The following is a 17,179-nucleotide window of genomic DNA, read 5'->3' on the forward strand; positions in this document are numbered from 1 at the left end:
CCATGCACGAGGCGCTGCGTCCCGCGGCTGTCCCCTACTACGAGGACCCCTCCCCCGGCAGCGGCGCGTTGCCGCCGCGGGCCTGGTGGAGTACGTCGGACGCGCGGTACGTGAGTCTGAACGGGGCGTGGCGGTTCCGGCTGTCGGGGACCGCCGACGCGCACGGTGACGACTTCGCCCGGCCGGAGTTCGACGCCACCCGCTGGGATCTGCTGCCGGTGCCCGCGCACTGGCCGCTGCAGGGACAGGGTTCGCCCGCGTACACGAACGTGGTGTACCCGTTCCCCGTCGATCCGCCGCGGGTTCCGACCGAGAACCCGACGGGCGACCACCGACGCTCCTTCGATCTGCCGGACGACTGGCCGGGCGGGGCGGCGCTGCTGCGCTTCGACGGTGTGGAGTCGTGCGCGCGGGTGTGGCTCAACGGTGCGGAGCTGGGCACGTTCAAGGGCAGCCGGCTGCCGGTGGAGTTCGAGGTCGGGGAGCTGCTGCGACCGCGCGGGAACGTACTGGCGGTGCGCGTCCACCAGTGGTCGTCCGGCAGTTATCTGGAGGACCAGGACATGTGGTGGCTCCCGGGGATCTTCCGGGAGGTGACGCTGATCGAGCGGCCGGAGGGATCGGTCGCGGACTTCTTCGTGCATGCCGACTACGACCACACCACCGGCACCGGAACGCTGCGCGTCGACTGCGAGCCCGGCGGCAGCGTCAGCGTCCCGGAGCTCGGCCTGGATCTGGCGACCGGGGAGAACGCGACCGTGCCCGTCGAGCCGTGGTCCGCCGAGATACCGCGCCTGTACGACGCCGAACTGGCCACGGAGGGCGAGCGGATCCCGCTCAGGATCGGCTTCCGGACGGTGGCCGTCGAGGACGGGGTGTTCAAGGTCAACGGCCGCCGGATCCTCCTGCGGGGCGTCAACCGGCACGAGTTCCACCCCGACCACGGCCGGGTGCTGGATCTGGAGACGATGCGGCAGGACCTGGTGCTGATGAAGCGGCACAACATCAACGCCGTCCGCACCAGCCACTACCCGCCGCATCCGGCTTTTCTGGACCTCTGCGACGAGTTGGGGATGTGGATCGTCGACGAGTGCGATCTGGAGACCCACGGCTTCGAAGTGATCGGCTGGCGCGGCAATCCGGTCGACGACGAGCGCTGGACGCCCGCGCTGCTGGACCGGGCCGCGCGCATGGTCGAGCGCGACAAGAACCATCCGTCCGTCGTGATGTGGTCGCTGGGCAACGAGTGCGGGACCGGTCGCGGTCTGTCGGCGATGGCGTCGTGGATCCGCGACCGCGATCCGGACCGTCCGATCCACTACGAGGGCGATCCGTCCTGCGCGGACACCGATGTGTACTCACGGATGTACGCCGACCACGCCGAAGTCGAACTCATCGGGCGCCGCACCGAACTCCCCCTTCCTGATGCCCAGTTGGATGCGAAGCGCCGCGCCCTGCCGTTCCTTCTGTGCGAGTACGCGCACGCCATGGGCAACGGTCCCGGCGGGCTGAGCGAGTACCAGCGGCTCTTCGAGGCGCACGAGCGCTGCCAGGGCGGATTCGTCTGGGAGTGGATCGACCACGGGCTGCGGCAGCGCACCCGCTCCGGTGTGGAGTTCTTCGCCTACGGCGGCGACTTCGGCGAGGAACTGCACGACGGCAACTTCGTCTGCGACGGGCTGGTGTTCCCCGACCGCACTCCCTCTCCCGGTCTGATCGAGTACAAGAAGGTCATCGAGCCGGTCAGGATCGACGGGGACGGCGCGGCCGGCATCGTCCGGATCACCAACGGGTACGACTTCGCCGATCTGTCGTCGCTGTCCTTCCGGTGGACGTACGAGGTGGAGGGCGAGGCAGTCGACTCCGGTGATCTGGAGGTCCCGGTGCTCGCACCCGGCGCGACTGCGGAGCTGAAGCTGCCCCGGGCACCCGGCGGCGGGTCCGGCTCACCGGCAGGTGAAGGTGAAGCCTGGTGGACGGTGCGGGCGGCGCTGGCCGACGACACCGGCTGGGCACCGGCCGGGCACGAGGTGGCCTGGGGCCAGTTCGCCGCAGCGGCACCCGCGGCCCCCACAACCCCGACCACCGAGGTCCCGACCACCGAGGCCCCGACCTCAGCGGCCCCGGCCGAAGCCGCCCATAGAGAAGCCGCACGCATCAAGGCGCCGCGCCGTGCCGAGGGCGGCGTCGTGCTGCTCGGGCCCGGCACGTTCGACGCCGTCACCGGCGCGCTCAAGTACCTGGAGCACTTCCAGATCGCCGGAGCGCCGCGGCTGGACGTGTGGCGTGCACCGACCGACAACGACGCGGGTTCCGGCCGGCACCCCGACATCCAGCTGGACCGGCGGTGGCGGGAGGCGGGCCTGCACCGGATGCGACACCGGCTCGACGGGGTCACCATCGGCGCCGACGCACTGACCGTCACCACCCGGGTCGCACCGGCGGCCGGGGACCTGGGCCTGCGCACCGTCTTCACCTGGACCGCGACAGACGATCGGCTGCGGCTCACCGTGGACGTCACCCCGGAGGGCGAGTGGACCGTCCCGCTGCCGCGGATCGGGCTGCGCCTGGGCGTCTGCGGCAGCCTCAACGGCGTCGAATGGTTCGGCGGCGGTCCCGGCGAGGCGTATCCCGACACCCGGGCCGCGTCCCGGATCGGGCGGTACACGAGCACCGTCGACGCGCTGCAGACGCCCTACGTCAGGCCGCAGGAGAACGGCGCGCGGGCCGATGTCCGCTGGGCGCGGCTGCGCCGCGAGGACGGGCAGGGGCTGCTGATCACCGGCGACCCGGACTTCTGGTTCACCGCGCGGCGCTGGACCGGGGAGCAGCTCGACACGGCCGAGCACACCTACGACCTCACGCCGTCCGAGACGATCTGGCTCAATCTGGACCATGGGCAGCAAGGCATCGGCAGCGGGTCCTGCGGGCCCGGGGCCCTGCCGCAGTACTGGCTCACCGCTGCCCCGGTGACCTTCTCCTTCACGTTCGGCGCCCTGGAGACCACATGATCCGGCCCTACCGCCCCACGGACCTGCCCGCGCTCTACGACATCTGCGTACGCACCGGCCAGGAGGGCGAGGACGCCCGGCCGTACTATCCCGACCACGATCTGCTGGGGACGATCTTCGCGGCCCCGTACGCGCGGCTGGAGCCGGAGCTGACCTTCGTGGTCGACGACGGGCAGGGCAGCGCGGTCGGCTACATCCTGGGGACGGCCGACACCGCCGCCTTCGTGAAACGGTTCCGCAGCGAATGGCTGCCGGAGGTGGCGGACCGCTACCCGGAGCTCACCGGTCCGGTGCCGGCCACCCCGCACGGAACGATGGTCGACCTGCTGCACCGGCCGGAGCGGATGCTCGTGCCGGAGCTGGCGCCGTATCCGGCACATCTGCACATCGATCTGCTCCCCGGCCACCAGGGGGCGGGCCACGGGCGGGCGCTGATGGAGACGTTCCTCGGAGCGCTGGCCGCGGCGGGCGTCGGGTCGGTCCATCTGGGGATGGCCACGGCGAACGTCCGGGCCCGGTACTTCTACGACCGCATGGGCTTCCATGAGATCGCGGTACCGGACCCGGGGCCGCTCACCTACCTGGGACGCGCCACCTCGTAGTCCTCGGCACCGTCGGCACCGCCCGTGTCGTCAGCACCATTGGTCGCGGTGTCCGAGGCCTCGGATACGGCATCCGAGGCGTCCGGTGCCGCGTCGGCGGCCGGAGTCGCGTACTGCGGCCAGCCGCCCGCCGGCGGTACGGCGACCGAGCGCCACCACCAGTCGTCCGGGAGGTCGGCCGAGGGCTCGAACGGCGCGCCGGGACGCGGGGTGGCGATCTTCGCACCCAGCTCCCTGGCCGCCGCGAGCGTGCCCTCGGCGGGGTCGGCCCACGGGTGCGGGGCGAGGTTGAACGTGCCCCAGTGGATGGGCAGCATCGCTCCGTGGGGCGTGCCGCCGGACAGGTCCACGTGCGCCTGCATGCCTTCCGCGGGCGTCATGTGGATGTCGGGCCAGAACTCGCTGTAGGCGCCGATCTGGATCATCGTCGCGTCGAACGGGCCGTGCTGCGCGCCGATCTCGGCGAAGCCGGGGAAGTACCCCGTGTCGCCGCTGTGATAGATCCGGTGGTCACCGCTCGCCACCACCCAGGACGCCCACAGGGTCTGCTGGCGGCCGCGCAGGCCGCGGCCGCAGAAGTGCCGGGCCGGGGTCGCGGTCAGGGTCAGACCGTCCACCTCGGTCGACTCGTTCCAGTCCAGTTCGTGCAGCCGCTTGGGGTCGATGCCCCAGTGCTCCAGGTGGGCGCCGACGCCGAGCGGAACGGCGAAGACGGTGTCCGTGCCGACCAGCGCCTGGATGGTGGGCATGTCGAGGTGGTCGTAGTGGTCGTGCGAGATGACCACCACGTCCACCGTGCCGAGCGACTTCAACGGGACCGGCACCGGGTGCACCCGCTTGGGCCCGGCGAAGGCGAACGGCGAGCAGCGGTCACCCCACACCGGGTCGAAGAGCACACGGCGGCCGTCGATCTCCGCCAGCACCGTCGAGTGGCCCATCCAGGTCAGCCGCAGCCCCGACGCCGGCGGCGCCGCAAGGTCGGCGAGCGTCGTCGGATGGACCGGCACGGGGGCGGCGGGCCTGCGCAGCGCCCGCGCCTCCTTGCGCATGTTGCCGGGCAGCGCCTTGAGCAGACCCCCGCTGGGCGTGGAGCGGGCACCCACCGGGTTCTGGAAGACGCCGTCGGCGTAGTTGGGTGACGCGAGGATCCGCTCCAGTCGCGCGCCGACCGGATCGGCGCCGAAAGCAGCAGGTCGCAGTGCGGTGAGGCGGGAACCGGTCACGGCACCTCCAGCAGGTGGGCGGTCAGTCGATGTCACCCTGCCAATTCTGCCTTGTCAGGCGTCCGTCCCGAAGCGGCGGCTCCCGCTCACCGACCACACATCGGTGATCAGGCCGTCGGAAACGGCCAGAGTGTCGATGCCGCTCACCGTGATCTCACCCGCGCCGTCCGGATCGGGACGGGTGGCGCTCCAGCGGCAGCAGACCTGGCCCGCCGGACCGCCGCCGGCCGTGGCGGTGAGGTCCACGAGCGGAACGCCGTGCATGCGGTAGACCAAGCCTGGCTTGGCCTCGCGGTGGGCGACGACGAACGGGACGAGTCCTCCGGGGCCGCGCAGGGCGTCGGTGTCCGCCTGCGGAATGGCGTTGCCGAAGTGGATACGGAAACCGGGGGTGAGGATGCGGTCGGCGATGGCGAGGTCGCCGTTCCACACGTCCGTCCAGTCCTCGAAGAGTCCGGTGCCGAGCTGACGGAAATCGGTGCCGGTGGTGTCGATGGTTCCATTGGTGCCGGCGGTCTCAGTGGTGCTGGTGTGCAGGTCGACGGTCATGTCCGTGCCTTCCTTCTCGGTGTGATCACCATCTTCGAAGGGGCCGGCGACACCGTCCTGTCGGTGTTTACGACGTGCGTCTACGACGTGCGTTGACGAGGTTGCGCTGACGAAGTGCCGCCGGACTGGACTTGCCGGGAAGAGCGTCGACCAGGTCCGCGAAGCCCTCGAGACCGATCAGCTCCCAGCCCAGCGCATCCAGCTCGGTGCGGTCGATCCGGCGCGGCGGCGCCGTCTCGTCCAGCGCCCGCACCGCCTGGATCCGGTCCATCCGGAACCCGCGCACCGCCTCACGCAGCCGGCACCAGGCGATGAGGTACCACTGCTCGCCGCCGAGGAACCCGAGCGGCTCCACCAGCCGCTCGCTGGCCACGCCCTCCCGGTCCTCGTACGCGAGCCGCAGCACGCGGCGGCTGGCGAGCGCGTCCTGCAGGACGCGCGGAACGGTGGCGCGCCGTTCGTCCCGGGCCAGTACGTGCACGCGGTCGGCGAACTCGCCGGTCGCGGCGCGCTCCCGGGCGGGCATGACGGCCAGCACCTTCTGCAGCGCGCTGCGCGCGGCTCCGGCGAAGGGCGTGCCGTCCAGCGCGTGCAGACCCACCGCGAGGGCGGTCGCCTCCGCCGGGGTGATGGTCAGCGGCGGGAGCGTCTGCTCCTTGTCCAGGACGTATCCGCCGGTGCGGCCCGGTTCCGCGTAGATCGGCACGCCGGACTGCTGCAGCGCGCTCAGGTCGCGTTCGATGGTGCGGCTGCTCACCTCGAAGCGCTCCGCGAGCCACCGGGCGCTGCGCGGGCGGGGTGCGACCGCGCGCAACTCCTCGACCAGGGCGTACAGCCGGTCGGTCCGGTTCACAGCGTGCCGCCTCGGCTCGGAGGTGTCATTCCACCACCGGACCGTAGGTCAGCGCGACATGGTCCTGCACCGGCAGGTAGCCGAGCCGCCGGTAGAGCGCGTTGCTGGTGGGGTTGGCGAGGTCGGTGAAGAGCAGCACCTCGTCCACTCCCGCGTCGCGAGCTGCCCCGCTGACCGCGGCGGTCACCCCGGCCGCGTAGCCGCGGCCCCGGTGCCCCGGCGGGGTGTAGACGGCGACGACGCGGACCATCCCCGCGAGCGGACGGGTGATTCCGGCCATCGCCACGGGAGCGCCGTCGACCTCCCACACCGTGACGCCGCCATGGCTGAGGCGGTCGTCGACGAACGTGTCGGCGTTCAGGCCCTGCTCCTCGATCTCGGCGGCGAAGGCCTCGTACCACTCCGCCAACAGCTCCCGGTCGCCCGTACCCGCGGTTCTGGCGCGGCCGGCCGGGGCGGGTTCCGGCGGTGCCAGCTCTCCGAGCCGGAACAGCCGCAGGTTCTTGTCGAGTTCGGCCGCCGCTCCGGTACGGGACCGCCAGGCATCGGCGAAGGCCACGGCCGTGTCCCGTTCCCCCCGGATGCCGGTCAGCGCGCGCCCCATCCCGTCCCACACGCCCGCCAGTTCCGCGAGGGCCTGCGGCGGCGCCTCGGTCAGGAGCGGCGGCATCGGCGAGGTCTGCAGGAAGGCGGCGGCGACGGTCCCGCCGGCGTCCTGCCACCAGCCGAACAGCGGCGGGGTCTCCCCGTACGCGTCGAGGCCGCGGTGCCGCAGCCCTTCGGCGACGGTGATCAGTACGGTGTTCTCGACCGCGCGTGCCCGCAGGAAGCCGCTCGCGGCCGTCAGGAACGCGTCGAGATCGTGTGTCGTGTGCCAGCTCATGCCGCATCCTGCCCCGCGTGCCACCTCCCCCGCACCCCGTTTTCATTGCGCCGCGCGGTGGCAGATCTTCCGCCACGACTATCAAACGTGCAGGTCAAGGGCGTTCACACCGGCCGATTGGTGGCGCAACACAACGGCAGCACCACTTCGACCCGACCCTCGGTATGGTCCCTGGGAACGCGGCGCACCGACGCCACGGCCACCGAACCGCAGACCCCAGACCGCAAACCGGACCAGCCCGCAAACCTCAGACCGGAGAGCCCGATGCCCGCCGAGCGCACCCGTGAGCACACCGCACCGGTGGCCGCCGCGCGCCGCCGCCGGCTACGGGCGGACCAACGTTGCGCTGTTCGGCGGCACGCTGGACGACCCGGACATCGAGGTGCGGATCGAGACCGTCCGCGCCCTGCTGTCGGTCGACGCCGTCGACGTCCTGGCGCGCGCCGCCGCCGATCCCTCCCGCGAGGTGCGGGTCGCGGTGGCCAAGGGCCCGGGGACGGCCGACGGGCCGCTGCCCACGCTGAAGGGGCTGATCCAGGACGGGGATCCGCTGGTACGGGCCGCCGCCCTGGAGGCGCTGGCGGGGGCGTGCTGCCCGCCGCCGCTGGACTCGGCGGCGGCGGCCGCCCTCGATGACCCGGCCTGGCAGGTCCGCCGGGGCGCCGCCGCCGCGCTGGGCGCCGCGGATCCCGCGCTCGCGCTGCCCGCCCTGCTGGCCGCCGTCCGCGACCCGCACGCCGACGTCCGCAAGGCCGTCGTCCTGGCGCTGCTCCCGCACGGCGGCGGCCCGGGACCTGTCCTTGCGGCCCTGGCCGCCGCCGCGGACGACACCGACGCCGACGTACGCGCCTACGCCCGGCGGGCGACGGGAGCGGCCGTCTGACGGCGACCGCGGGCCCTAGGCGGGCAGCAGCCCCCGGCGCACCAGCAGCGGCTCGATCTTCGGGTCGCGGCCGCGGAAGTTGCGGTAGGTGGTGAGGGAGTCCACGCTGCCGCCCTTGGAGAGCAGTTCCCGCCGGAAGGCGTCACCGTTCGCCCGGCGCATGCCGCCGTTCTCCTCGAACCAGTCGACGGTGTCCGCGTCCAGGACCTCGCTCCAGATGTAGGAGTAGTAGCCCGCGCTGTAGCCGTTCGAGAAGACGTGGGAGAAGTACGTCGACCGGTAGCGCGGCGGGATCGCGGGGACGGCGATCCCGGCCGCCTTGAGCGCCTCGGCCTCGAACGCCTGGGCGTCGCCCGGGTCGCTGCCGGCCGCGATCGTGTGCCAGGCCCAGTCGAGCAGCGCGGCGCCCAAGTACTCGACGGTCCTGAAGCCCTGGCCGAACGCGTCGGCCTCCGCCATCCGCTCGATGAGCTCGGCCGGCAGCGGCTCGCCGGTCTCGTGGTGCTTGGCGTAGTTGGCGAGCACCTCGGGCCGCAGCGCCCACATCTCGTTGACCTGGGACGGGTACTCGACGAAGTCCCTGGGGACCGCGGTCCCGGCGAAGAACGGGTACTGGACGTCGGAGAACAGCCCGTGCAGCGCGTGCCCGAACTCGTGGAAGAGCGTGTTGACCTCGGCGAAGGTCAGGAGCGCCGGCTCACCGGGGGCGGGCTTGGCGATGTTGAGGTTGTTCACCACGACCGGGCGGGTGCCGAACAGTCCCGACTGGCCGACCAGCGCGTTCATCCAGGCCCCGCCGCGCTTGGAACCGCGCGCGAAGAGGTCGGCGAGGTAGAGGCCCAGCGGCGTCCCGTCCTCCTCGGACACCTCGAAGACCCGGACGTCGGGGTGGTAGCCGACGAGGTCGGTGCGCTCGGTGAATCGCAGCCCGTAGACCTGCGAGGCGGCGAAGAACACCCCGTCGTGCAGGACCCGGTCGGCCTCGAAGTAGGGGCGCATGACGGCGGCGTCGAAGGCGTACCGCTCCTTGCGCACCTGCTGTGAGCGGTAAGCCCAGTCCCAGGCCTGGATGGGGCCGGTGTCGCTCACCGCGGCCAGTGCGGCGGCCTCCCGCTCGGCCATGGCGACGGCCGGCGGGACGAGCCGGTGCAACATGCCGGTGACGGCGTCGGTGGTCAGCGCCGTCTGGTCGGCGACGACGTACGCGGCGTGGCTGTCGTACCCGAGCAGCGCGGCCCGTTCGGCGCGGAGCGTCGCCATGCGGACGGCGAGCTTGCCGTTGCCCTTGGCGCCGCGGCCCAGCGAGCGCTCCAGGAGCCGCTCGCGGACCTCGCGGTTGTCGAGGGAGGCGAGCTCCGTCTGGTTGGAGAAGTTCTTCAGGCTGATGACGTACTTGCCGTCGTGCCCGCGGGCCCGGCCGTTCTCGGCGGCGGTCGAGATGGCGTCCTCCGACAGCCCGGCGAGCTCCTCCGGGCCGTCCAGCACCAGGGCCGCGTCGCGGGTGTCGTCGAAGACGTTCTGCTGGAAGGAGGTGGCGGCGGTGGCGAGTTCGGCGTTCAGCTCACGCAGCCGCTGCTGGTCCTCGGGGGAGAGCTGGGCGCCGGCCCGCAGGAAGGTGGTGTGATACCGCTCCAGCAGCCGCAACGACTCCGCGTCCAGACCGAGTTCGGCGCGGTCGTCGTGGAGCGACGCGACGCGGGCGAACAGTCCGGCGTCCAGGTGGATCGCATCGCTGTGCGCGGCGAGCCGCGGGTTGAGCTGCGCTTCCAGTTCCTGCACGGCCGGGTTGGTGTCGGCCGAGGACTGGTTGAAGAACACGTTTCTGACGCGCCGCAGCAGGGCCCCGGATCGCTCCAGCGCCACGATGGTGTTCTCGAAGGTGGGCGGCTCCTGGCTGCCCGCCACCGCCGCGACCTCTTCCAGCTGCTCCGCGAGACCTCGCTCGAACGCCGGGAGATAGTGCTCGTCGCGGATCTCGGCGAACGGCGGCAGCTCGTACGGAAGCGGGCTCGGGCTGAAGAATGGATTCGTCGTCACCCGCCCGACCCTACGCCGCCCGCCTGCTTCCCCCGGAGGACGAGGGGGATCGTCCGGACATCCCTGTCAGGCACATCCCCGACGGCCGCGGGGCAGGCTCGGGAAGCCGAGCCCGCCCTGCGGCCGTGGGCAAGGAGGGGTACGGGTCGTACGGATCAGCCACCGCTCTTGCGGCGGAACTCGCGCTGTCCGCCGGCTCGCCCGTGGGCACCGTGGATCTTCGAGCTGTCCGGTCCGCCGCCGGCGGCAGCGGCGCTCTGGTTGCCTCCGCGCTTCCGCTCCAGGGCTTCACGGAACTTGCGCTTGACCTCGTCCTCGGCCGGCTCGGCCGCGGCGGACGCGTCCGCAGCGCCGGGCACCTCGGTCGCCTCGGTCGCCTCTTGGTCTGATGCCTCGGCAGTCATGGGGGCCTCCTGGTTTCGTTCGGTTACGGGCCAAGCCTCGCATGCCCGGCCACGTACGACACACTGCAATACCGGCGGCGGGACGCCGGACCGCTCTCAGGAAGGACGTGTTCCATGACCTGGATGCTGTACGGCGCCACCGGATATACCGGACGCCTGATCGCCCGGCGGGCCGCGGCCCGTGGTGAACGGGTGGTACTGGCCGGCCGCAGCATCGCCAAGGTAGCGCCGCTGGCGGCGGAACTCGGTCTCGAGCACCGCATTTTCGGCCTTTCCGATCCGGTCGCGCTGCGGCGGGCGCTGGAGGGCGTCGAGTCGGTCGCCCACTGCGCGGGGCCGTTCTCGGCGACGGCGCTGCCGATGGCGCTCGCCTGCATCGAGACCGGCACGCACTATCTGGACATCACCGGCGAGATCGATGTCTTCGAGCAGCTGCACGCCCTTGACGGGCAGGCCCGCGCCGCCCAGGTCGTCCTGCTGCCGGGCGCCGGCTTCGACGTCGTGCCGACCGACTGCCTGGCCGCCACCGTCGCCGCGGCCCTGCCCGCCGCGAACCGTCTCGACCTGGCGATCCTGGTCGGCGGGACCGCCAGCCCGGGCACCGCCAGGACCGCGATCGAGGGGCTGCCCGACGGTGGGCGGGCCCGTATCGACGGCACGATCAGCGCGGTGCCGATGGGCTGGCGCCGGACCAGGGCGGCGTTCCCCTCGGGACCGCGGATGGTCACCTCCATCCCCTGGGGTGACGTCAGTACCGCCTTCCACTCGACGGCCATCCCCAACATCACCACCTACATGCCGCTGCCGCCCGGTGCCGCGGCCTTCAGCAAGGTGATGCGGCTGCGACCGGCGCGGATCCTGGCCCACGCCGCCGTCGGCGCGCTGGTGCGCGGACCCAGCGCGAAAGCGCTGGCCGGAACGCGTTCCGAGGCGTGGGCGCGGGCGAGCGACCCGGAGGGGCGCAGCGCGCAGGCGACGGTGACGATGCCGAACAGCTACGAGCTGACCGTCGAGTCGGTGCTGCGGATCATGCCCCGGCTCGCCGGTCTGCCGCACGGGTCGCAGACGCCGTCCCGGGCCCTCGGCGCCGGTTTCATCACCGAGTTCAGCGGCGTCACGCTCACGGAGTCGGGAGCCAAGCGCGGCTGGTGACGGTGCGGCTCAGTTGCCGTGCGCGCCGAGTACGAACAGCAGCCAGACGAATCCGGCCAGCAGGTGGGCGACGACGACGTAGACCAGAACGCGCAGGACCACGGCCCGTTCCTTGCGCCGCTCGCTGCCCTCGCTGGTACGCAGCTCCGGGGCGAGCGGTTCGTGGCGCGGGCGGCCGGTGGCGGTGTTGGTGACGGCGGCACGGACCGGGGTGGTGCCGGTGCCGTCAGTGCCGCTGGGGGTGGCTTCGGTGGGGGCGGTGTCGTTCATTTCGGGGTATCCGCTCTCTTCGGGTCCTGCGTGTCCTGCGGGGTGACGCACAGGCCGGCCGCCTCGCTCTGCATGAGGGTGTGCAGGAAGAGCAGGTCGACCCCTTCGGGGGAGGCGGCGGCGAGGCGGTGCGGCACCAGCGAGTCGAAGTGCGCCGCGTCGCCGGTGTCCAGCAGATGGGTGTTCTCCCCGAGGGTGAGCCGCAGCCGGCCGCCGGTGACGTAGAGCCACTCCTCACCGGGGTGCACGCGGACCAGCCGGTCCTGCGCCTCGGGCGGTACATGGACCCGCAGCGCCTGCATGGCCCGGCCGGTGCCGCCGGCCCGCCAGTACGTCCAGCCTCCGGCGGGCACCGGTGCCATGCTGTCGCCGCGTACGATGGGGAACGGTTCGGCGGTCGTCTCCCCCAGCAGGTCCGAGACGGTCGTGCCGTACAGCCGGGCCAGCCCGAGCAGTACGGGAAGCGACGGCTGCCGGAGCCCGGATTCCATCCGCGACAGATGCGCGGCGGAGAGTTCGAGCCGCCGGGCGGCGGCCTCCAGGGTGAGGCCGGTACGGCGGCGCTGTTCCTTCAGCCGGGGGGCGAGGACCAGCGTCTCCGCGGACGCGATATCGGTGTCCATGCCCTTGATGGAACAGCATCCCTTGCCTCTCGGGCAAATGTTTTGTCTGAGAGGCAAATCACCCGGCCTCTCCTCACCCGCTCAGGTCTGCCGCTCGGGCAGATAGCTGTCCGCGTCCAGCCCGAAGGTCCAGGCGACGCCCTCCCGGGCGGTCCTGGTCCGCGGCGGGACGCGCAGCCAGTACGTCCGGTGGGTGCCGTCCGGCTCCGGGGTGGAATTGACCACCTCGACCATCACCACCGCCTCGTCGTCGTCCAGCTCGATGCGCCACAGGATCCCGGTCTCGTCCCGGGCCACCGGCTTGGCACCTGACTCCGCGAGGTAGCGGTCGTAGCCGTAGTACTCCAGCATCACGCGGCGCAGCTCCGCGTTCTCCTCGGTCCGTATCCGGGCCGGGGTGAGGTCCGCGAGGCCGGCGAGGAACGCGGCAGGCACCGGCATACCGCGCCAGGCGTGCAGGGCGAAGCCGTCGGGGAAGGCGAGCGCGGGCCCGTCGCCCCGGTCCAGCCGGCCCGCCTCGTCCCGGTGCAGTTCCACCGGCCGCTCCGCTATCACCACGACCCGCTCGTACGGCCACCACCAGCCGGCGGCGCGGGCCACCGCCGAGACGCCTTCGAGCGTCCCGGCCTCCTCGTCGAAGGCGGCCAGCCACGCCGCGTCCTGCTGGCCGAGCACCGCGTCCAGCAGCACCAGGCGGACGGCGGCCGCGTCCGCGGGCTCCTCGCTGAGCGCCTCCACCACACCCACGCGGATCCGGTCGGCGAGCGAAGCCGTCGAGTCCCACAGCTGGCCGCCCGTCAGTGCCCACCGCTCGGCCCAGCCCGCGGGTCCGAGCGCCGCATGCCGGCGCTGCCGCTCCGCCGCCCATGGGCGGGTGCGCACCGCGTCCCGCACGCAGCGCCCCGTTCCGTCCTCAGCCACCAGCCGCATCGCGGTCGCGGCGGCCTCCAGCGGCGAGCCGGTCCACACCACGCGCTCCGGTGCCGGGAGTCCGGCCTGCCAGTACGCGAGCTGTATCCCCGCCTCCGCCGCGGCGCGGTCCGCCGCCCCGGTCTCCGCCGCGATCGCCCGCCACCGCGCCGCCGTCTCCAGTGCCGTCGTCATTCCGTCCGTCCCCGCCCCTCGTCCTCGGTCACTTGAACTCCCCCCGCCGGTCGCGCGGCACCGCCGCGCACCTCAGTCCGCCACGACGCGCACGGCGCCGGGCGCGTACTCGCGCTGCCGCACCACCCGGAACCAGCCCTTGGGCAGCGGTATGGCCGCGTGCTCCTCGTGCACCACCCGCCCGCCGTCCGGGAGATGGAGGAACGCGTCACCGAACGGACCGGGCTCGCGGACCAGGGTGCCGGGCCCGACGACCGCGTGCGCGTGACCGGTCACCTCGCCCAGCGCGAGCACCAGCCGTCCCCGTCCGTCCCGTGGCTGGCGCGCCAACGCCTCGACTCCGCGCGGCGGTTCCCCCGCCTCCAACGGCATGATCAACACGTCCCCCTGCCGGTACACAGCACGCTCCCCTCCGCCGTCCGCACCCTGCGGCCGCCGATGTCCAGAAGCTACGTGGCCGGTCTGACAACGCCCGCCGTCCGCGTTGTCAGTGCGGCTTGGTAGAACTTTGCCCAGATCAGTCGTCAGGCCAGTCCCGCCCGTGTCAGGAGACCAGCGTCATGTCAGCCGTAGAGCATCTGCAGGAGTTGCACGGCCTTCCTGCCTTCGACTTCCCCGGGCCCGACAGCAAGGACGAACTGCCCGCGCCGGAGACCGTCGCCTGGCGGCTCGCCGCGGATCCCTACGACGACGACTCCGACGAGGAGTTCGGGGATGTCTGGGACCGGTTCCTGGACACGGTGGATCCTTCCCGGGTGCGGGCGATCATCATCGGCCAGTGGGGCGAGGCCTACGAGGACGACTCCACCGGGATCGTCGAGGACCTCGTCGACGCCAAGGACCAGCTGACCGCACTGGAGGCCGTGTTCATCGGCGACCTGGAGCAGGAGCAGGCCGAGATCTCCTGGATCGAGCAGTCCGACGTCACTCCCGTCCTGGCGGCCTATCCGGAGCTGCGGGAGTTCGGCGCCCGTGGCGGCACCGGCCTGCTGTTCCCGGCGGTGCGGCACGAGCACCTGCGCACCCTGACGTTCGAGGCCGGCGGTCTGCCCGCCGAGGTCGTCCGAGGCATCGCGGCGAGCGAGCTGCCCGCGCTGGAATATCTGGAACTGTGGCTCGGCGTCGAGGAGTACAGCGGCACCGCCACCCTCGCCGATCTCGCCCCGATCCTGGCCGGCGGCGGCTTCCCCGCGCTGCACCATCTGGGCCTGCGCAACAGCGAGATCCAGGACGAGATCGCCGCCGCGGTCGCCGCCGCTCCGGTGGTGGCCCGGCTCAGCTCCCTCGACCTGTCCCTGGGCGTTCTCACCGACGAGGGTGCGACCGCGCTGCTGGAAGGCCAGCCGCTCACCCATCTGCAGTGGCTCGACCTGCACCACCACTTCCTCAGCGACCCGATCGCCGCACGCCTGCGCGACACGCTGGTGCCCGCCGGCGTCGAGGTCGACCTGTCGGAACCGGGCCGCAGCTGGAACAACGACGGTGTCGTGCACCGCTTCACGGCGGTGGCGGAATGAGGGACACCTTCGCCGGCCTGCCGGTTCACACGCTGACGCATCCGGTCGGCGCCGCATCCGGCCTCCCGGCCGCGGACAGCGTCGCCTGGGGGCTGGAATGCGGCTACGGCGCCGACGCGGCGTTCCCCGAACTGTGGCGCGGCTTCCTGGACACGGTGGACACCGAGCGGGTCACCGCCCTGGTGATCGGATCATGGTGGGACGGCGACTACACGAGTCTGGGCCCGGTGGTGGAGCTGATCGTCGCCGACGCGGCCCGGCTGCCCGGTCTGCGCGCGCTGTTCCTCGCCGATGTGGAGGGCGAGTCCTGCGAGATCTCCTGGCTTCTGATGGCCGACATCACGCCCGTGCTGGAGGCCTTCCCGCTCCTGGAGGAGCTGGGCGTGCGCGGCGGCAACACCGGGGACGACGCCCTGGTCCTGGCCCCCGTGCGGCACACCGCGCTGCGCGTGCTGCGGTTCGAGTCCGGCGGGCTGCCGGGAAACGTCGTGCGCGCGGTGGCCGCGAGCGAGCTCCCCGCCCTGGAACACCTGGAGTTGTGGCTGGGCGTCGAGGAGTACGGCGGGGACTCCACGGTCGCGGACCTCGCCCCGTTGCTGGCCGGCGGCCGCTTCCCGGCCCTGCGCCATCTCGGGCTGCAGAACAGCGAACTGCAGGACGAGATCGCCGCGGCCGTGGCCGCCGCCCCGGTCGTCGCCCAGCTCACCTCGCTCGATCTCTCGATGGGTGTGCTCAGCGACGAAGGTGCTGCCGCCCTGCTCGGCGGTCAGCCGCTCACCCATCTGACCCGTCTCGACCTGAGTCACCACTACCTGAGCGACGCGGTCATGGAGCGCGTCAGCAGTGAACTGGGCGCCGCCGGGGTGACGGTGGACCTCTCCGAGCAGGAGAGCCCGGAGGATGAGGGCGATGACGAGGAGTGGCGCTATGTCGCCGTCTCCGAGTAGCTCCGCTGTCCGCTCCGAAGTCCGTTTCGCCGTCGTCGGGAATCCCGGCAACCGCCGGGTGACGATGTTCGCCGACGCCGTGCGGGCCGCTGGGCTCCCCGCGCCCCGGATCGTGGCCTGGCGCGATGTGCTGCGCGGGGCGTACGGGTTCACGCCGGGCGAGGTCGTGCGGGTGGACTCCCCCGGCGAGGACCCCGAGGTCGACCGAGCACTGCGCGGCGGCGGCGATCCGACCCGAGTCGAGGGCAGTGCCGTCTGGTACCGGCGGTTCACCGACGCGGTACGGGAGGTGGCGCGGGCCGCGGTGGAGGCGGGCGCCACCCTGCTCGACGATCCGCAGGACGTCGCCGTGCTGTTCGACAAGCGGCGCTGCCACGCCCGGCTGCTGGCGGCCTGCGTTCCGGTACCGCCGGCGCTCACCGCGCCCGTGCACGGCTGGGACGACCTCAGGGAGCAGTTGCGCGCGGCGCGCATGCCGCGCGCCTTCGTCAAGCCCGCGCACGGCTCGTCCGCGTCGGGCGTGATCGCCCTCGAGTTCGGCGGGCCCGGCCGGCTCAGGGCGACGACGTCGGTGGAGCGGACCACCGACGGACGGCTCTTCAACTCGCTGCGCGTACGTCGCTACGAGGACGAGCGCGAGGTCGCCCCCATGGTGGACACGCTGGCCGGGGACGGTCTGCAGGTGGAGCGCTGGCTGCCCAAGGCCGCGCAGCACGGCAGGGCCGCCGATCTGCGGGTCGTCGTGGTGGACGGCAGGGCGACCCACGCGGTGGTGCGCACCAGCCGCTCCCCGATGACCAATCTCCATCTCGGCGGCGCCCGCGGGGACCTCGCGGCGGCGCGCGCCGCCACCGAAGCGGCCGGACTCGGCTGGGAAACGGTGACGGGCATCGCCGAACAGGCCGCGGCCTGCTTCCCCGGGACACTCTGCGTCGGGGTCGACGTACTGCCCGGCACCGGCTGGCGGCGCTTCGCCGTCGGCGAGGTCAACGCCTTCGGCGACCTGCTGCCGCGTCTGACGGGCCTGCCCGGCAGCGGTGCCGAGGAGCAGGACACCTACGCCGCCCAGGTGGCCGCCGTTCTACGCAGGGAGCGCCACCGTGCCACAGCCGCCGCTTGAG

17 protein-coding genes are annotated in these 17,179 nt (G+C 72.5%); 7 read left to right on the forward strand and 10 right to left on the reverse strand.

All coding sequences use genetic code 11. From position 1 onward, the window contains the following. Positions 1–2 precede the first annotated feature (2 nt). A complete protein-coding gene (locus O3W51_RS28535; RefSeq protein WP_138358278.1) occupies positions 3–3,011 on the forward strand; it encodes a glycoside hydrolase family 2 TIM barrel-domain containing protein in 3,009 nt (1,002 codons plus the stop codon). Beyond that, positions 3,008–3,613 (forward strand): GNAT family N-acetyltransferase, encoded by a 606-nt coding sequence (locus O3W51_RS28540; RefSeq protein WP_138358276.1) that lies wholly within the window; start codon positions 3,008–3,010, stop codon positions 3,611–3,613. Before O3W51_RS28535 ends, O3W51_RS28540 begins: the two co-directional genes overlap by 4 nt. On the opposite strand, the gene O3W51_RS28545 is transcribed toward O3W51_RS28540, so the two are convergent. The 4 genes from O3W51_RS28545 to O3W51_RS28560 all read right to left on the reverse strand — a co-directional run bounded on the left by O3W51_RS28545 (position 3,589) and on the right by O3W51_RS28560 (position 7,121). Beyond that, a complete protein-coding gene (locus O3W51_RS28545; RefSeq protein WP_138358274.1) occupies positions 3,589–4,836 on the reverse strand; it encodes an MBL fold metallo-hydrolase in 1,248 nt (415 codons plus the stop codon). The two genes, O3W51_RS28540 and O3W51_RS28545, sit on opposite strands and share 25 nt — an antisense overlap. 54 nt (positions 4,837–4,890) lie before the next feature. Then, positions 4,891–5,385, reverse strand: coding sequence for a nuclear transport factor 2 family protein (locus O3W51_RS28550; protein ID WP_138358272.1), 495 nt, complete (start codon positions 5,383–5,385; stop codon positions 4,891–4,893). A gap of 67 nt (positions 5,386–5,452) precedes the next feature. Then, a complete protein-coding gene (locus tag O3W51_RS28555) occupies positions 5,453–6,238 on the reverse strand; it encodes a helix-turn-helix transcriptional regulator (RefSeq protein WP_138358270.1) in 786 nt (261 codons plus the stop codon). A gap of 25 nt (positions 6,239–6,263) precedes the next feature. After that, a complete protein-coding gene (locus O3W51_RS28560; RefSeq protein WP_138358268.1) occupies positions 6,264–7,121 on the reverse strand; it encodes a GNAT family N-acetyltransferase in 858 nt (285 codons plus the stop codon). A 283-nt stretch (positions 7,122–7,404) separates the two neighbouring features. Here O3W51_RS28560 and O3W51_RS28565 point away from each other — a divergent pair, with 283 nt between their 5' ends. Next, entirely contained in the window at positions 7,405–8,004 is a 600-nt protein-coding gene (locus tag O3W51_RS28565) for a HEAT repeat domain-containing protein (RefSeq protein WP_269287685.1), read from the forward strand. Positions 8,005–8,019: 15 nt separating this feature from the next. Here O3W51_RS28565 and O3W51_RS28570 read toward each other — a convergent pair whose 3' ends face one another. Then, positions 8,020–10,041 carry a M3 family metallopeptidase gene (locus O3W51_RS28570; RefSeq protein WP_198359132.1) on the reverse strand — a complete coding sequence of 674 codons (2,022 nt, stop codon included), beginning with the start codon at positions 10,039–10,041 and terminating at the stop codon, positions 8,020–8,022. 155 nt (positions 10,042–10,196) lie between these two features. Then, positions 10,197–10,445, reverse strand: a complete 249-nt coding sequence (locus O3W51_RS28575; RefSeq protein WP_138358262.1) for a DUF5302 domain-containing protein — start codon at positions 10,443–10,445, stop codon at positions 10,197–10,199. 114 nt (positions 10,446–10,559) lie between these two features. On the opposite strand from O3W51_RS28575, the gene O3W51_RS28580 reads away from it, so the two are divergent. Then, positions 10,560–11,597: a saccharopine dehydrogenase family protein gene (locus O3W51_RS28580; RefSeq protein ID WP_138358260.1), complete on the forward strand. Its 1,038-nt coding sequence runs from the start codon at positions 10,560–10,562 to the stop codon at positions 11,595–11,597. A gap of 9 nt (positions 11,598–11,606) precedes the next feature. On the opposite strand, the gene O3W51_RS28585 is transcribed toward O3W51_RS28580, so the two are convergent. From O3W51_RS28585 to O3W51_RS28600, 4 genes are all read right to left on the reverse strand, one after another. After that, positions 11,607–11,867, reverse strand: a complete 261-nt coding sequence (locus O3W51_RS28585; RefSeq protein ID WP_138358258.1) for a DUF6126 family protein — start codon at positions 11,865–11,867, stop codon at positions 11,607–11,609. Continuing rightward, the gene (locus O3W51_RS28590; RefSeq protein ID WP_138358256.1) at positions 11,864–12,490 is read right to left on the reverse strand and encodes a helix-turn-helix domain-containing protein; all 627 of its coding nucleotides are present in this window, start codon (positions 12,488–12,490) and stop codon (positions 11,864–11,866) included. Before O3W51_RS28590 ends, O3W51_RS28585 begins: the two co-directional genes overlap by 4 nt. An 81-nt stretch (positions 12,491–12,571) precedes the next feature. Next, positions 12,572–13,582 (reverse strand): DUF6745 domain-containing protein, encoded by a 1,011-nt coding sequence (locus O3W51_RS28595; RefSeq protein ID WP_381588983.1) that lies wholly within the window; start codon positions 13,580–13,582, stop codon positions 12,572–12,574. Positions 13,583–13,666: 84 nt separating this feature from the next. Beyond that, a complete protein-coding gene (locus O3W51_RS28600) occupies positions 13,667–13,993 on the reverse strand; it encodes a hypothetical protein (RefSeq protein ID WP_198359133.1) in 327 nt (108 codons plus the stop codon). 161 nt (positions 13,994–14,154) lie between these two features. Between O3W51_RS28600 and O3W51_RS28605 the strand changes: the two genes are divergently transcribed. Genes O3W51_RS28605 through O3W51_RS28615 form a run of 3 tightly spaced genes read left to right on the forward strand, consistent with a single transcriptional unit; the run spans position 14,155 to position 17,178 of the window. After that, positions 14,155–15,111, forward strand: coding sequence for an STM4015 family protein (locus O3W51_RS28605; protein ID WP_138358250.1), 957 nt, complete (start codon positions 14,155–14,157; stop codon positions 15,109–15,111). After that, a complete protein-coding gene (locus tag O3W51_RS28610) occupies positions 15,108–16,058 on the forward strand; it encodes an STM4015 family protein (RefSeq protein WP_138358248.1) in 951 nt (316 codons plus the stop codon). Before O3W51_RS28605 ends, O3W51_RS28610 begins: the two co-directional genes overlap by 4 nt. Continuing rightward, positions 16,039–17,178 carry an STM4014 family protein gene (locus tag O3W51_RS28615; protein ID WP_138358246.1) on the forward strand — a complete coding sequence of 380 codons (1,140 nt, stop codon included), beginning with the start codon at positions 16,039–16,041 and terminating at the stop codon, positions 17,176–17,178. The genes O3W51_RS28610 and O3W51_RS28615 overlap by 20 nt, the downstream gene beginning before the upstream one ends. Position 17,179: the final 1 nt, after the last annotated feature.

It is taken from the genome of Streptomyces sp. H39-C1 (assembly GCF_027158125.1).
GTDB classification, from domain to species: domain Bacteria; phylum Actinomycetota; class Actinomycetes; order Streptomycetales; family Streptomycetaceae; genus Actinacidiphila; species Actinacidiphila fildesensis.

Excerpts from the sequence above, each read along its gene's own strand:
- O3W51_RS28615 (WP_138358246.1), top strand. The coding sequence starts at position 16,039 with ATGTCGCCGTCTCCGAGTAGCTCCGCTGTCCGCTCCGAAGTCCGTTTC.
- O3W51_RS28590 (WP_138358256.1), bottom strand. The coding sequence starts at position 12,490 with ATGGACACCGATATCGCGTCCGCGGAGACGCTGGTCCTCGCCCCCCGG.
- O3W51_RS28605 (WP_138358250.1), top strand. The coding sequence starts at position 14,155 with ATGTCAGCCGTAGAGCATCTGCAGGAGTTGCACGGCCTTCCTGCCTTC.
- O3W51_RS28580 (WP_138358260.1), top strand. The coding sequence starts at position 10,560 with ATGACCTGGATGCTGTACGGCGCCACCGGATATACCGGACGCCTGATC.
- O3W51_RS28540 (WP_138358276.1), top strand. The coding sequence starts at position 3,008 with ATGATCCGGCCCTACCGCCCCACGGACCTGCCCGCGCTCTACGACATC.
- O3W51_RS28560 (WP_138358268.1), bottom strand. The coding sequence starts at position 7,121 with ATGAGCTGGCACACGACACACGATCTCGACGCGTTCCTGACGGCCGCG.
- O3W51_RS28550 (WP_138358272.1), bottom strand. The coding sequence starts at position 5,385 with ATGACCGTCGACCTGCACACCAGCACCACTGAGACCGCCGGCACCAAT.
- O3W51_RS28585 (WP_138358258.1), bottom strand. The coding sequence starts at position 11,867 with ATGAACGACACCGCCCCCACCGAAGCCACCCCCAGCGGCACTGACGGC.
- O3W51_RS28610 (WP_138358248.1), top strand. The coding sequence starts at position 15,108 with ATGAGGGACACCTTCGCCGGCCTGCCGGTTCACACGCTGACGCATCCG.
- O3W51_RS28535 (WP_138358278.1), top strand. The coding sequence starts at position 3 with ATGCACGAGGCGCTGCGTCCCGCGGCTGTCCCCTACTACGAGGACCCC.
- O3W51_RS28575 (WP_138358262.1), bottom strand. The coding sequence starts at position 10,445 with ATGACTGCCGAGGCATCAGACCAAGAGGCGACCGAGGCGACCGAGGTG.